This is a genomic window from Streptomyces sp. NPDC014623 (assembly GCF_043088245.1).
Taxonomy (GTDB): domain Bacteria; phylum Actinomycetota; class Actinomycetes; order Streptomycetales; family Streptomycetaceae; genus Streptomyces.
In genome coordinates this window covers 94,919-108,446 of the sequence record NZ_JBIBZU010000025.1, presented here as the reverse complement: position 1 = coordinate 108,446, position 13,528 = coordinate 94,919, and the positions used below count along the sequence as shown (strand labels likewise).

Annotated in this window: 16 protein-coding genes; 7 read left to right on the top strand and 9 right to left on the bottom strand. The window is 71.4% G+C overall.

Annotated elements, in window-relative coordinates; genetic code table 11:
- The 3 genes from ACF1FZ_RS30785 to ACF1FZ_RS30775 form a co-directional block, all read right to left on the bottom strand.
- A partial coding sequence (locus tag ACF1FZ_RS30785) for a DEAD/DEAH box helicase (protein WP_391776669.1) occupies positions 1-1,013 on the bottom strand: 1,013 nt, incomplete at its 3' end.
- Between the two features lie 301 nt (positions 1,014-1,314).
- Positions 1,315-1,518 (bottom strand): cold-shock protein, encoded by a 204-nt coding sequence (locus tag ACF1FZ_RS30780; protein ID WP_014155340.1) that lies wholly within the window; start codon positions 1,516-1,518, stop codon positions 1,315-1,317.
- A gap of 298 nt (positions 1,519-1,816) precedes the next feature.
- Complete coding sequence (locus ACF1FZ_RS30775; RefSeq protein ID WP_391776668.1) at positions 1,817-2,161, bottom strand: MerR family transcriptional regulator; 345 nt, start codon at positions 2,159-2,161, stop codon at positions 1,817-1,819.
- Positions 2,162-2,613: 452 nt separating this feature from the next.
- Between ACF1FZ_RS30775 and ACF1FZ_RS30770 the strand changes: the two genes are divergently transcribed.
- Positions 2,614-2,832 carry a hypothetical protein gene (locus tag ACF1FZ_RS30770; RefSeq protein WP_391776667.1) on the top strand — a complete coding sequence of 73 codons (219 nt, stop codon included), beginning with the start codon at positions 2,614-2,616 and terminating at the stop codon, positions 2,830-2,832.
- Positions 2,833-2,847: 15 nt separating this feature from the next.
- Here ACF1FZ_RS30770 and ACF1FZ_RS30765 read toward each other — a convergent pair whose 3' ends face one another.
- The 3 genes from ACF1FZ_RS30765 to ACF1FZ_RS30755 form a co-directional block, all read right to left on the bottom strand.
- On the bottom strand, positions 2,848-3,261 hold the full coding sequence (locus ACF1FZ_RS30765) for a hypothetical protein (protein ID WP_391776666.1): 414 nt from the start codon (positions 3,259-3,261) through the stop codon (positions 2,848-2,850).
- Positions 3,262-3,311: 50 nt separating this feature from the next.
- Positions 3,312-5,003: a SpoIIE family protein phosphatase gene (locus ACF1FZ_RS30760; protein WP_391776665.1), complete on the bottom strand. Its 1,692-nt coding sequence runs from the start codon at positions 5,001-5,003 to the stop codon at positions 3,312-3,314.
- Between the two features lie 63 nt (positions 5,004-5,066).
- Entirely contained in the window at positions 5,067-5,810 is a 744-nt protein-coding gene (locus ACF1FZ_RS30755) for an alpha/beta hydrolase (protein ID WP_391776673.1), read from the bottom strand.
- A 161-nt stretch (positions 5,811-5,971) separates the two neighbouring features.
- Here ACF1FZ_RS30755 and ACF1FZ_RS30750 point away from each other — a divergent pair, with 161 nt between their 5' ends.
- The 3 genes from ACF1FZ_RS30750 to ACF1FZ_RS30740 all read left to right on the top strand — a co-directional run bounded on the left by ACF1FZ_RS30750 (position 5,972) and on the right by ACF1FZ_RS30740 (position 8,601).
- Positions 5,972-6,457, top strand: coding sequence for a peroxiredoxin (locus ACF1FZ_RS30750; RefSeq protein WP_391776664.1), 486 nt, complete (start codon positions 5,972-5,974; stop codon positions 6,455-6,457).
- Positions 6,458-6,561: 104 nt separating this feature from the next.
- Positions 6,562-7,083, top strand: a complete 522-nt coding sequence (locus ACF1FZ_RS30745) for a hypothetical protein (protein WP_391776663.1) — start codon at positions 6,562-6,564, stop codon at positions 7,081-7,083.
- 84 nt (positions 7,084-7,167) lie between these two features.
- The gene (locus ACF1FZ_RS30740; RefSeq protein ID WP_391776662.1) at positions 7,168-8,601 is read left to right on the top strand and encodes a flotillin family protein; all 1,434 of its coding nucleotides are present in this window, start codon (positions 7,168-7,170) and stop codon (positions 8,599-8,601) included.
- A gap of 114 nt (positions 8,602-8,715) precedes the next feature.
- Here ACF1FZ_RS30740 and ACF1FZ_RS30735 read toward each other — a convergent pair whose 3' ends face one another.
- A complete protein-coding gene (locus ACF1FZ_RS30735) occupies positions 8,716-9,054 on the bottom strand; it encodes a MerR family transcriptional regulator (protein ID WP_391776661.1) in 339 nt (112 codons plus the stop codon).
- A gap of 664 nt (positions 9,055-9,718) precedes the next feature.
- Between ACF1FZ_RS30735 and ACF1FZ_RS30730 the strand changes: the two genes are divergently transcribed.
- From ACF1FZ_RS30730 to ACF1FZ_RS30720, 3 genes are all read left to right on the top strand, one after another.
- On the top strand, positions 9,719-10,135 hold the full coding sequence (locus tag ACF1FZ_RS30730; RefSeq protein WP_391776660.1) for an ATP-binding protein: 417 nt from the start codon (positions 9,719-9,721) through the stop codon (positions 10,133-10,135).
- A gap of 210 nt (positions 10,136-10,345) precedes the next feature.
- Positions 10,346-10,816, top strand: coding sequence for a cation:proton antiporter regulatory subunit (locus tag ACF1FZ_RS30725; protein WP_391776659.1), 471 nt, complete (start codon positions 10,346-10,348; stop codon positions 10,814-10,816).
- A gap of 2 nt (positions 10,817-10,818) precedes the next feature.
- Complete coding sequence (locus ACF1FZ_RS30720; protein WP_391776658.1) at positions 10,819-12,096, top strand: cation:proton antiporter; 1,278 nt, start codon at positions 10,819-10,821, stop codon at positions 12,094-12,096.
- Positions 12,097-12,111: 15 nt separating this feature from the next.
- On the opposite strand, the gene ACF1FZ_RS30715 is transcribed toward ACF1FZ_RS30720, so the two are convergent.
- On the bottom strand, positions 12,112-13,065 hold the full coding sequence (locus ACF1FZ_RS30715; RefSeq protein WP_391776657.1) for a M56 family metallopeptidase: 954 nt from the start codon (positions 13,063-13,065) through the stop codon (positions 12,112-12,114).
- Between the two features lie 11 nt (positions 13,066-13,076).
- The gene (locus tag ACF1FZ_RS30710) at positions 13,077-13,526 is read right to left on the bottom strand and encodes a BlaI/MecI/CopY family transcriptional regulator (protein WP_391776656.1); all 450 of its coding nucleotides are present in this window, start codon (positions 13,524-13,526) and stop codon (positions 13,077-13,079) included.
- Positions 13,527-13,528 lie beyond the last annotated feature (2 nt).

Below are 13,528 nucleotides of genomic sequence, written 5' to 3'. Positions count from 1 at the left end.
TCGGTGAGCTTGTCCACGGCGTGCTTGGTGTCCAGGAACATGATCACCCGGCCCTCACGGGCCGCGATCTCGGTCGTCGTCGCGTACTTGTCGGCGCCCTGGACGTAGAGCACGTGGTGCTCCATCGTCGTCACGGCGCCGGCCGAGGGGTCGACCGAGTGGACGACCGGGTCGTACAGGTAGCGGCGGACCAGCAGGTCCACGTTGCGGTCCAGGGTGGCCGAGAACAGCATGCGCTGACCGTCGGGGCCGACCTGGTCGAGCAGCTCGGTGACCTGCGGCATGAAGCCCATGTCGGCCATCTGGTCGGCCTCGTCCAGGACCGTGACGGCGACCCGGTCCAGCCGGCAGTCGCCACGCTCGATGAGGTCCTTGAGCCGGCCGGGGGTGGCGACCACCACTTCGGCGCCACCGCGCAGGGCGCTGGCCTGACGGCCGATCGACATACCGCCGACGACCGTGGCCAGCCGGAGCTTGAGGGAACGGGCGTACGGAGTGAGCGCGTCGGTGACCTGCTGGGCCAGCTCCCGGGTGGGGACGAGGACCAGGGCCAGCGGACGGCGCGCGTCGGCGCGGTTGCCCGCGGTGCGGGCGAGCAGGGCCAGACCGAAGGCGAGCGTCTTGCCCGACCCGGTGCGGCCGCGGCCCAGTACGTCCCGTCCGGCGAGCGAGTTCGGCAGGGTGGCCGCCTGGATGGGGAACGGCACGGACATGCCTTCGGAAGCCAGTGCCGCCAGCAGGGGCGCGGGCATGTCCAGGTCCGCGAAGGACTCGACGGCGGGCAGGGCGGGGGTGATGGTCACCGGGAGGGCGAATTCACCCGTGACGGAGGAGGCGCGGCGGCCGTAGCCACCGGAGCGCTTCGGCCCGCCGGAGCGGCTCTGCGGACCAGGGGCGCCCTGGCGGCCGGACCCCGCGGAGCGGAACCCGTTGGCAGTGCGGCTGCCACCGGATCCGCCGGAGCGCGTCCGGGAAAATCGGTCGTTCGTGCGAGCTGTGCGATCGCGGTTCAATGGAGAACCTTTCCCTCGAATGGCACGTATCGAGGGATTCTTTCCGGGCGGCTGCAGCCATGTACGGCGCCAAGAATCGCAAGAACGAGCCGGTGAAATAAAGAAGAACGAAGCGCGTCCGCCGGATGAACCAGTCGGATTCAGCACTTCACATGACTGCATATGACTGCCGCGTCATGACGCGTACACACCGGGAATTACTCCATCGGTGCGACAGCCGTGACAACGGCCGGGAAAAACACAACGAGCTGGGGCCCGCACCCCAAGGTGCGGGCCCCAGCTGCGCCGTACGCCTGAGCGATCAGGCGGGGGTGATGTTCTCCGCCTGCGGGCCCTTCTGGCCCTGCGTGACGTCGAAGTTCACCTTCTGGCCTTCCTGCAGCTCACGGAAGCCCTGGGCGGCGATGTTCGAGTAGTGGGCGAAGACGTCAGCGCCGCCACCCTCCTGCTCGATGAAGCCGAAACCCTTTTCCGAGTTGAACCACTTCACGGTGCCAGTAGCCATGTCATATCTCCTTCGGGGCGTTGCCCGTGGGCCCACACTGTGCGAGCCCTACGTCGCCGCAAATGATTGCCCCGTCCGGAAGACCGGAAATACAAAAGCGCGCCCACCGAATCCGGTGAGTGCACTTGAAGTTTTGGGAACCACAACTGCAACTGAGATCAACAGTAGCACGATTTGAGCGCAGGCGAGCTGTACGCCATATCACTATGCCTTCACTCCACCGTACACGGCATAAACTCTCACTGCTCATTGCACACATTTCTGTGCCCGCCGAAACAGATATACATCCGTGCGCCGGTCAGGAATCGCTGCCGCTCCGGCCGGCGGCGGGGCGGCGCAGCTCGTCGTTGAGGCGCAGGGCCTCCTCGAGCTGGTCCTCCAGGATGACGATGCGGCAGGCGGCCTCGACCGGGGTCCCGCCGTCCACCAGCTCGCGGGCCCGGGCGGCGATACGGAGCTGATAGCGCGAGTACCGGCGGTGCCCCCCCTCGGAGCGGAGCGGGGTGATCAGGCGGGCCTCGCCGATCGCCCTGAGGAAGCCTGGCGTCGCACCGATCATCTCGGCGGCCCGCCCCATGGTGTACGCGGGGTAGTCGTCGTCATCGAGACGGTCCGTGGCGTGCGACGGGGATTCCGGGGGCATCTGCACCTCTTCTGCTGTGCGCCGGGTCACTGATGTGGCCTGACCGCAGAAGAAAGCCTAGGCGTACCGAAAAGTCATGTCTATCGCGGCTGGGCCAGCTTTCCTCCGCCCCCGGCACGGCCCACTCCCGGCCCCCCCTCCGCGCGGCGCCGGGCCGGAGCCCTCCTTAGCCGCCTGACCACCCCAACAGCACTGACCGACCGGTCAGTTGTCGGCGGACCGGTGAACGGTCATACTGCACGGGTAGCCCTTCACGCATCCCCCGTCGTGAAGGGCTACATTCATGCGCGCCATGGCCTTCTCCCGGTCCGCGCGACCCGGGGTGCACGCCCTGGCCGTCCGGAGCGGCCCGAAAGCCCGGAAATCCGGACGGGCCCCGATTGCGGGCCGCCCCTGGAGCCGGTTACGTGGAGGCGGGGACCGCACAGCGATGTCACCGGGAGGCATACGAGATGCCCAGGAAACCCGCGAACTCCAAGGCCGGTCTGCTCATGGGTGCGGGCAGCAGCGCGATCGCCGTCATGCGCGCCGTCAAGCAGGTGCGCAGGGCCGGAGGCACCCGGGGAGGGCCGGCCGCCGCGCACACCGCGACGGGGCTGCTGCCCCTGGCCACGTCCGCCGTGTTCGCCCTGCGCCGGCTGCGCGGACACTCCCGGCGGCACTCCCACTGACCGGGCGGCCGGGGCTCAGACCGCCCCGGGCCGTTCCTCCGCCCGCATCCGCCCCCGCAGCCTCTCCAGCACCCGGGCGCGCAACAGCTCGTACTCCTCACGGAGCCGTACGATCTCCGCCGGCCGCTCGACCACCACACCCCCGGACACGATCTCGTGCGGCGCGAACTGCTCCCGGGTCAGGTCGATCTCCACGCCCTTGCCCAGCCGGTTCCACCAGTGGTGGTCGACGCGCTCGCCCCCGACCCGCACCTCTCCCCGGATCAGCTCGCCGCCCAGCAGGTCGTTGACCACGAGGGCGGTGACGCCGCACTGATCACGGGCCGGGTTCCGCGCGTCCCAGTGCGGCCGGTGCACCGGTGTCGTCGTGTCGGCGTCCCAGCTGCTGCGGATCGCGGTTTCGATGTCGGTGAGGAGCAGATGTGCCATGGCGGGATCCTCGCACCCGCCACCGACAGCGGCCCGTGGGGCAGAGGTGTTCAGCAGCCCCGGCTCCGCGAGACGAGGACCGCGATGTCGTCCTCGGCCGTGTCCGCGAACCGGTCGACGACCTCCTCCAGCAGGTCCTGGAGCTGCCCGCTCGCCGGAAGGGTGAGCCGCGTGAGCCGTCCGACGGACACGTCGATGTCCTCGCCCCGGCGTTCCACCAGCCCGTCGGTGTACATGAACAGCACCGTCCCGGGGCCGCAGGGCACCACCGTCGTCCTGTACCCGCCGAGGCCCGTGCCCAGGGGAGGCCCCACGGGCACCCGCGCCACCCGCGCCCGGGCGGCCCCCGGGTCGATGAGCACCGGCGGAGGGTGCCCCGCGCTGGCCACTTCGCAGACCCCCTCCCGCCGGTCGACGACCGCGATCAGGCACGTCGCCGCCCGGTCGAGGCCGGACTGCTCGACCGCCTTGTCGAGACGGGCCAGGATGCGGTGCGGCGGGTCGTCGTCCTCGGCCATGAGGCGCAGCATCGAGCGGTAGTTGCTCATGGCGACGGCCGCCTCCACGCCGTGGCCCATCACGTCGCCCATGACCTTCATGTGGCGGCCCCCCTTCAGCGGAATGGCGTCGAACCAGTCACCGCCGACCACCGCCCCCTCGCCGGCGGGGAGGTAGAGGGACGCGATCTCGATGTCCGGGTTCGGCACCCGCGGCTCGGAGAGCAGGGAACGCTGGAGCTCTCGTGCGATGTGATGTTCGTGCGTGTAGCGGTAGGCGTGGTCCACGTCCACGGCGGCACGGCCCGCGAGCGTCCGGGCGACGACGACGTCCGGCCCCTCGGTGAACGGCGGTGAGTCCCCCGCCCGCAGCAGACTGAGCACCCCCAGCGGGCGTCCCCGTGCGGTGAGCGGTACGACGACCGCCGAGTGCAGGCCGACGGCGCGGTAGGCGGCCATCCATGCGGCGGCGGACGCGCGGCCGGGCTGCCCGCCCTCGGTGAAGTTCTCGATCACCGGCTCGTCGGCGGCCAGACAGCGGGGGACGGCAGCGTCCTCCTGGTAGTCGATGTCCGTACCGGCCCCACCGAACCGGTTCAGCGCGTCGGCGAGTTCCGGGGCCGCCGCCGCCCCGGCGCGCCGCAGCCGCAGCACTCCGGGCGGTGGCTCACGCCGGCTGTGCCCGTCGTCCTCGGGAAGCATCTCGACGACGGCCGCGTCGGCCATCGCGGGCACCACGAACTCCGCGAGTTCCTGGCAGGTGGTTTCCACGTCGAGGGTCGTGCCGATGCTGACGGCGGCGTTGTCGAGGAGCGTCAGATAGCTCCTGGCCCTCTTCAGCTCCCTCCACTGGTTCTCGGTGGCGGTGACCTCCTGGGCGATTCCGACCAGCCCCCGCGCCCGCCCGTTCTCCTCGAGCCGGTGGAGGGCGACACGCCAGTACCGCCGTTCGGTGCCGGAGTCCGCCCGGATCCGCCCGGCGGTGGTGATCTCGCGGGGCCGCCCGTCGGCCAGGACCTGGCGCATGACGTCCGCCCGCACGTCCATGTCCGGCAGCACCTCGGTGATGCTCCTGCCCGGACGTGCTGCGGCCGGGACCCCGTTGAGCCGTTCGAGTGCCGGGTTCACGTACAGACAGCGCAGCTCGTTGTCGAGGACGGCAACCCCGGCCGGGCTGCCGCCGAACAACGCGGCCAGCACCGCCGTGTCGGGAAGCGGCGGGGCGGCGTGCTCTTCGGCCTGCAACGGAGCCTCCAGAAGGACATGGGCGAAGCTGCCTGCCTCCCGGGCGGACCGGCACCCGGCACCTCATCGTCCGCCGTCGCGCGCCGCGCCGCATCTCCGCGGGCCCGGCCCGCCGGTGCCGAGTCCGTGCAGCGGGAGTGTGCCCTCGGAGGCCGTCGCACCCGGTGGCAGCCCGAAAGCGGCCGCGACCCGCTCCGGCACCGGGGTCAGCCCCAGCAGCCCGGCCACCAGCAGGCCCGCCAGGTGGTGCCAGGCCGGGGCCCGGCGGATCATCGCGTGGTCGCTGCCCGGGATCGTCACCAGGCAGGTGCGGGCGCCCGCGCGCCGTGCCCTGGCCGTGAGCGACTGGGAGGCCAGAGGGCTCGTCACCCGGTCCCGGGTGCTGTGCAGCAGGATGACGTCACGCCCCGCCAGCTGCGTCACCGGATCACCGGGCGGACACCACGGGGCGAGGCCCACCACCGAGCGGACCAGCGGATGTCCGGCGGCGTGGAGCGCGGCACGGGCGCCCATGGAGTGGCCGAGGAGGACCACGGGGACGTCCCCCGCCTCGCGCCGCAGGGTGTCCAGCACCCGTAGGGCGTCGTGCAGCGGGTCCTCGCGGGGGCCGTTCCAGCCGCGGTGCGTGTAGCGGACGCGCTGCACGCGCACCCCGGGGTCACCGCGCACCGCACGGGACACCGCGCGCGAGACCGGAAGCATCCGCAGCCCGGGGAGGTTCAGGACACCGGGCGCCGGTGACGCCAGGCCGGTCTCGTAACCGCCGTGGAGGATGAGCACCGCTGCCGACGGCGGTCTTCCGGCCACACGTACCTCCAGCTCGGGGTGGTGCGGGCAGCCGCCCGCGCGCTCTCCCATGTTCGGTGCCGGACGGCGCGTTCACGGGCCGAACGTGCCGATGTGTGGAAAGTACCGTTCACCGGGCGAGGTACGGACCGTACCCGTACGCGACCCAAGGAGCCGCCGACATGGCGTCAGGACCCCGAACCGGCTTTCCCGCACCGGACTTCACCCTCCCCGGAGGCATGCTCGCCGACGACACCTTCGAGCGGCGTGACTACACGCTCTCCGCCGCCCGCGGCCGGGCCGTCGTCCTCGCCTTCTATCCCGGTGACAACACGGCCGTCTGCACCAAGCAGCTCTGTGCGTACTCCTCCGGCCTGGAGGCCTTCGAGGATCTCGACGCCGAGGTCTGGGGAATCAGCCCACAGGGCGTGGACAGCCATGAGTCCTTCGCCCGTGGCCAGGGACTGCGTATGCCCCTGCTGGCCGACACGGGACGGGAGACCTGCCGGGCCTACGGGGTCGCCGCGCCCGGCATCGGCGTACGCCGCTCGGTCTTCCTGATCGGGCCGGACGGCCTGCTGCGGTGGAAGCACGTCGCCCTGCTCGGCGCCACCTTCCAGTCGGTCGGCACGCTCACCCAGCAGCTTTCCGGCATCGGAAAACCGTAAGAACTGCCGGACTCCGGCAGTACCGCCGCGTCCTCCGCCGTGGGACCATTCAGCCAGTCCGGCGGGGGCGTTTCGGGGACAGCGAACACCGGGGGAGTGATCACGTGACCGTGCTTCTTGGTCTCGGCATTGCGGGAATCGCGCTTCTCGCCCTCTCCCTGGTCTTCGACGGCATCCTCGAAGGGCTCTTCGGTGACGCGCTGGGCGGGCTGCTGAACGGCTTCTTCGACGGTCTGCTCTCGCTGCCGGTCATCGCCGGATTCCTGTCCGCGCTCGGCTTCGGCGGTGCGATCGTGCTCGGCACCACCGGTACCGGCGTCCCCGTGGCCCTCGCGGCCGGAGCCGTGGCGGGCGTCGTCGTGGCCTGGCTGACCTGGAAGTTCAGCCAGGCCCTGATGCGGGACCAGACCACGGCCACGCCTCGCGGCGACGACCTCGTCGGCACCTCGGGTTCCGTGGTCACCCCGATCCCGGCCGACGGTTACGGCGAGGTCCTGCTGCGGCTCGCGGGCCAGACCGTGAAGTTCTCCGCGAAGAGCGCCGTCCCGGTCGAACGCGGGGCCGAGGTCTGGGTGGAGGCCACCCTCTCGACCACCTCGGTCACGGTCCGGCCCGTCGAGCGCTGACCGCCACCGATCCGTACGCCCGCCCGCAACCCGTACACCCGAACACACTGCCGTTCCGTCGGGGGCGGCAAGGGGGAACCGCTCATGAGTCCAGTAGTGATCGCCGTCATCGGAATCGTCGTACTCGCCGTGCTCCTGGCCCTCGCCGTGATCACGCGGTACAAGGTCGCGGGGCCCAGCCAGGCCTTCATCATCACCGGCCGTCGCGGCAAGAAGTCCACCGACCCCGTGACCGGCCGCACCAGCATCGACAACAGCGGCCAGAAGGTCGTCGTCGGCGGCGGTGTCTTCGTGGTGCCGTTCGTCCAGCAGAAGTTCACCCTGGACCTCTCCAGCCGGCACATCCCCGTCGCCGTGCGCGGCGCCGTCACCCTGCGGGGTGTGAAGTCCAACCTCGAAGGCGTCGCGATCGTCAAGGTCGGGGGGAGCGAGGACGCGATCCGTGCCGCGGCCCAGCGCTTCCTCCAGCAGCAGAACGGCATCGTCGGCTTCACCCAGGAAGTGCTCTCCGGAGCCCTCCGCGCCATCGTCGGCCGCATGTCCGTGGAGGACATCATCCGCGACCGGGCCGCGTTCGCCGGCCAGGTCGCCGAGGAGGCCGAGGCCAGCCTCTCCGGCCAGGGGCTCATCCTGGACGCCTTCCAGATCCAGGACATCACCACCGAGGGCTCCTACCTCGAGGACCTCGGCCGCCCCGAGGCCGCCCGTGCCAAGCAGGAGGCCGACATCGCCGAGGCCATCGCCCGGCGTGCCTCCGAGCAGGCGCGGCTGAAGGCCGCCGAGGAGATCGCCGTCGCGGAGCGGACGTTCTACCTGAAGCAGGCCGAGATCAAGGCCGAGACCGAAGCCGCCGCGGCCAAGGCCAACGCCGCGGGCCCTCTCGCGGAGGCGGCGCGTCAGCAGGAGGTCCTCGCCGAACAGGAGAAGGTCGCCCAGCGTCAGGCGGCACTGACCGACCGCGAGCTCGACACCAAGGTCCGCAAGCCCGCGGACGCCGCCCGCTACCAGGCGGAGCAGGAGGCCGAGGCCCGCCGTATCGCCCAGGTCAAGGAGGCCGAGGCCGACGCGGAGCGCTCCCGTCTCACCGGTCAGGGCGAGAAGCTCCACCGCTCGGCCCTCGCCGACGCCGTACGCATCGAGGGCGAGGCCGAGGCCGCCGCCATCGCCGCGAAGGGCGCCGCCGAGGCCGAGGCCATGCAGAAGAAGGCCGATGCCTTCGCACAGTACGGTGACGCGGCCGTCCTCCAGATGCTGGTCGAGGTGCTCCCCCAGGTCGTCGCCAAGGCGTCCGAGCCCCTGAGCGCCATCGACAAGATGACGGTCATCTCGACGGACGGCGCGAGCCAGCTGTCCCGCACGGTGACCGACAACGTGGCCCAGGGTCTGGAACTGCTGAACTCCACCACCGGCGTCGACCTCGGCGCGCTGCTCCGGGACCTGCAGAGCAGGGCGGGCGGCGCCGCGCCCGTGGTGCCCGCCCCGGCGGCCGGCGGCGAGAAGATCGAGATCAAGGACTGAGCCGCCCCGCCTCGGTGCCCGGCCGGCTGCGGTTCACCGGCCGGGCACACTCCTGTCCGCTCCCGCCCGGCGCGACCGGTCCTTCGCACGGCGGCCCCGCGGTGCACGGATCGATCAGGCGTCCGCCGGGGCACGGGACCCTGCCGGTGAGCTGCGCAGTTCCTCGTTGATGCGCTGGGCCTCCTCGAGCTGGTCCTCGAGGATCACGATGCGGCAGGCGGCTCCGACGGCGATGCCCTGGTCGACGAGTTCGCGCGCCCGGGCGGCGATCTTCAGCTGATAGCGGGAGTACCGGCGATGCCCGCCCTCCGAGCGCAGGGGGGTGATCAGGCGCTCCTCACCGAGGGCGCGCAGGAAGGCGGGCGTGGTGCCGATCATCTCGGCGGCCCGGCCCATGGTGTAGGCGGGAAAGTCGTCGTCGTCCAGACGGCGGTAGGAATCGTCTGCGGGCATTTCACCTCTCTTGGAACGCGCTGGAGGGGCCCTGGTGCCATATGGCACCAGGGCCCCGAAGGAAACTGCTACACCATCTGCCGGCCTTGTCGATGCGCCGACCTTCTGTGTCCGCACTGCCCGGTACACAGCCGGGGGTGCGGGGATCGCGGATGCGTGACCGGAGACCACCTGCCTATCGATGTCCTGCGGTACCCGGGCTCGTACTCTTCCGCCCGGGCGATCCCGATGGTGTTCAACTCCTCCGTTCTTCCCTCTGGATCACTTACTGCTCTGTTCCGTACTGCTGATGGCGGTCCCTCAACATTGCGACCACCCGGTCCGGTCGTCAGCCCCGTCGCCGTCCTGCAACCACCCTGGCTTCGGGACTCCACCACCGCACCGTCCTGCGAACTACGCGTACTGCTACCGGCAGTTCGTCTCTGCCGGGCCTTCTCGATCCCTTGGCTACGAGGAAGACACTAATACGAGTGGGCGCGCATGTCTACTCCCGTCATGACAGATTTTCTGCGAGACGGAGTGGCGCACTTCTGCCGCCACTGGTGTTCGATAGCTGCACCGGGGCGCACACCGGGTGAGGACCTAGTTAGGAAGGCCGTCCTGGCGGGCACCCGGGTTATCCAGGCGGAAGCGTCACAACCGATCACAGGTGGGGTGTACGCGTATGAACGACACGAAGATCCCTGACACCGCGACGGCCCCCGCGGAGGCCGTGGTGCGGGGCGACAGCACGGAAAGCATCCACCGGGCCCGCAAGGCCGCCCGCATCTTCACCGACCACCTCTCCCCGGCACCGGACCCGGCGCTGGCCGAGACTCTCGTCCTCGTGGTCTCCGAACTCGTCACCAACGCACTGCGCCACGGTGGCGGCCGGTACACCCTCCGGTTCTCGGCCGGGCCCCGCACCCTGACCGCTGCGGTCAGCGACCCCGATCCGGCGCTCCCCCGCGCGCGAACCCCCGACCTCGACGGCGCCACCGGCGGCTTCGGATGGCACATGGTCCGCCGCCTCACCGAAGCCCTGACCGTCACGCCCGGCCCGGGAGCCGGAAAGACGATCTGCGCCCAGCTCGCCCGGTAGCCCCTCTCGGGAAAGGGGAACAGCGGCACCGGAGCCGCAGCCCGCTTCCGCGCGGTGAGGTCTTCGGACCGCCCCGGTTCGCGTGCGGCCGCCTCCGCAGCGGGAGAAAGCGTTCCTCCGGGTGATCCTCGCGGCCGGATAAGGTAATGGGCGAATAAAGAGATGATCAAAAGCGTCACTCTGCCGCCGCGCGCTCCTCCGGAGGAAGCCATGGGAACCCACCGCACGTCGCTGCCGGGAGTCGGCGTCCAGTACGACTACACCACCGAGTCGGGGCAGCACGTCTCCGTGGTCGTGCACCACGACGGGCGGCGGTTCCTGGGGTTCTACGAGAAGGACGACCCAGATTCATGCGTGCTCTCCGTACCTCTGACCACCACCGAGGCCACCGCGCTCGCACACCTCATCGACGCCGCGCCGATCGACGCCGTGCGCACCGAAGGGATCGATCTGGTCACCGAGCACATCCCGCTCGGAACCCGTTCTCCGTACGGCGGCCGGCTCCTCGGGGACACCCGGGCGCGCACACGGACGGGGGCGTCGATCGTGGCGGTGCTGCGTACCCACAGCGCGCACCCGTCGCCGGGCCCCGATTTCCGGCTGGCCATCGGGGACACGATCGTCGCCGTAGGAACACGTGAGGGTGTCGACACGCTCTCCGAGATCATCGCGGAGGGCTGACCATGCACGACACGACCGCACTGCTGGTGGAACTGGGCGCCGTCATTCTGGGGCTCGGCATCATCGGAAGATTCGCCGGCCGGATAGGCCTCTCTCCGATCCCGCTGTACCTGCTGGCCGGGCTCGCGTTCGGGGACGGCGGTCTGCTCCCGCTCGGTGCCAGCGAGGAGTTCACCGCCATCGGGGCGGAGATCGGCGTCATCCTGCTCCTGCTCCTGCTCGGGCTCGAGTACAGCGCCTCGGAGCTCGTCACCAGCCTCAAGACGCAGTACCCGTCCGGGGTCGTCGACTTCGTACTCAACGCGACGCCCGGCGCGGCGGCGGGCCTGATGCTCGGGTGGGGGCCCGTGGGGGCCGTCGCCCTGGCCGGGGTCACCTGGATCTCGTCGTCGGGCGTGATCGCCAAGGTGATGACCGACATGGGGCGGCTCGGTAACCGCGAGACGCCCGTCATCCTCGGCGTCCTCGTCATCGAGGACCTCGCCATGGCCGTCTACCTGCCGCTGCTCACCGCGATGCTGGCGGGTGTCGGTCTGGCGGGCGGCAGCATGGCGCTGCTGATCGCGCTCGGGACCGTCGGGTTCGTGCTGTACCTGGCGCTGCGCCACGGCCGGCTCATCAGCCGTGCGGTGTCCTCCGACAACCCGGAGATGCTGCTGCTCGTCGTCCTCGGGCTCACCGTCCTGGTGGCCGGGGTGGCCCAGCAGCTGCAGGTGTCCGCGGCCGTCGGCGCCTTCCTCGTGGGCATCGCCCTCTCCGGCGAGGTCGCCGAGGGCGCGCGCAAGCTGCTGACACCCCTGCGGGACCTGTTCGCCGCCGTGTTCTTCGTGTTCTTCGGGCTGTCCACCGATCCGGCCGAGATCCCGCCCGTGCTGCTTCCGGCGGCGCTGCTGGCACTCGTCACGGTCTTCACGAAGATCGGCACCGGCTGGTACGCGTCCCGGCGGGCCGGAATCGGTCCGCGCGGCCGCTGGCGCGCGGGTGGCACGCTGGTCGCGCGTGGGGAGTTCTCGATCGTCATCGCCGGACTGGCCGTGGCGACGGAACCACGGATCGGGCCCATCGCGACCGCGTACGTGCTGATCCTGGTGATCGCCGGACCGCTCACCGCCCGGTGGACGGAACCGGTGGCCTCGAAGCTCGAGGCGGCGCTGGCCGGCAGGCGCCGGAAGCCCGTGCCCGCGGACGGCCGGCCGATGCCCTCGCACGACGACCTCGTACCGGAGCACGCCGGGCACGACGACCTCACGCCCGAGCACGCCGGGCGCGACGCCGACTGACGGAGCGCCGGCGGGTCAGAGCGGGGTGGCCGCGTGGAGGATGCCGACGAGCGTCACCGTCGCGTTGAGCGACGACAGCGCCGAGGCCCCCGTCCCCACCGTCGCGGTCACCGCCGCCAGGGCCAGATGGGCCGAGGCCGGGGGCCAGAGGCCGGCCGGGGGTTCCGGGTCGAGCAGCGCCGCCACCCTGCGCGGCACGGGGCCCGCCGCCGCGAAGGCGGGGAGCGCGGCGGGTCCCGGCGGGCGGTGCGGTACCAGGGCCGCCCTGCCGACCGCCGTGGCGACGACCCGGCGGCTGCCGACCGCGCAGGCCGCCTCCTCGTCCGCCCAGCGTTCGGTGCTGTACGCCACCGCCGTGCGCAGGGGCAGGAGGAACGGGTTGGCGCGCGCCGCCAGTTGCGTCACCAGCAGATAGCGGTGGTGGCGGCCGGCCAGGTGCGCGCGTTCATGAGCGACGAGCGCGCGGCGTTCGCGTGCGTCCAGGCACTCCATCATCGCCGTGGAGACGACGATCCTGCCGTCGCGTCCGCGCCTCCCCGGCAGGGCGTACGCGTACGGGTCGGGGGACGGGAGCACGACGAGGTCCCCCGGCAGGCCGTGACCGGTGTACGACGACAGGGCGCGGGTGGCGCGCACGCGGGTCCTGGCGTGCCGCAGCAGGGTGCTGCCGCAGGCCACCACCACCGCTCCCAGGGCTCCGATCGCGACCAGGCCGGCCTTCTCCTCGTACGGCACCGCGGCGCGCACCTCGGGGTCCGACCAGCCGTCGGGCAGCGGGTTGCCGGGGAGCTGGGCCGTGCCCACCACCATGAGCAGGGCCAGGCAGAGCGTGCTGCACAGGGCCAGTGTCGAGCCGACGACGGCCAGCAGCCGGGTGGCGTTCCTGGGGTGCAGGTGCTGTTCGGCGAGGCGCGCCATGGGCAGTGCGGTCAGCGGCAGGACGAGTGGCAGGTAGACGAAGACGCCCATCGTGGTGGCTCTCAGCCTTCCGGGGCGGCGGAGCCGTCCGAACCGTCGTCGGGGCCGTCCCCGGCGCGGAAGAGCAGCTCACGGAGCCTGGCCTCGTCGCCCGGGGACAGCGCCGAGACGAACCGGGCCAGGACGGTTCCCCTGTCCCGTTCGCCGTCCAGGACGCGGCGCATCCGCAGGGCGGCGAGCCCCGCCTCGTCGGAGGCCGGGGTCCAGGCGTAGGAACGGCCCTGGCGGGTCCGGGTCACGGCCTTCTTGGCGTAGAGGCGGGAGAGGATCGTGATGACCGTGGTGTAGGCGAGGTCGCCGTCCAGGTGCTCCTGCACCCAGCCGGCCGTCGCGGGGCCGCCCGCCGAGCGCAGCACGGTCAGGACCTGGGACTCCAGCTGCCCCTGGCCGCGCCGGGGCAGCCGTGGGCCGTCCTGGGTGCCGCCGTCATCCGTAGCTGTGGGCCTGTTCATCC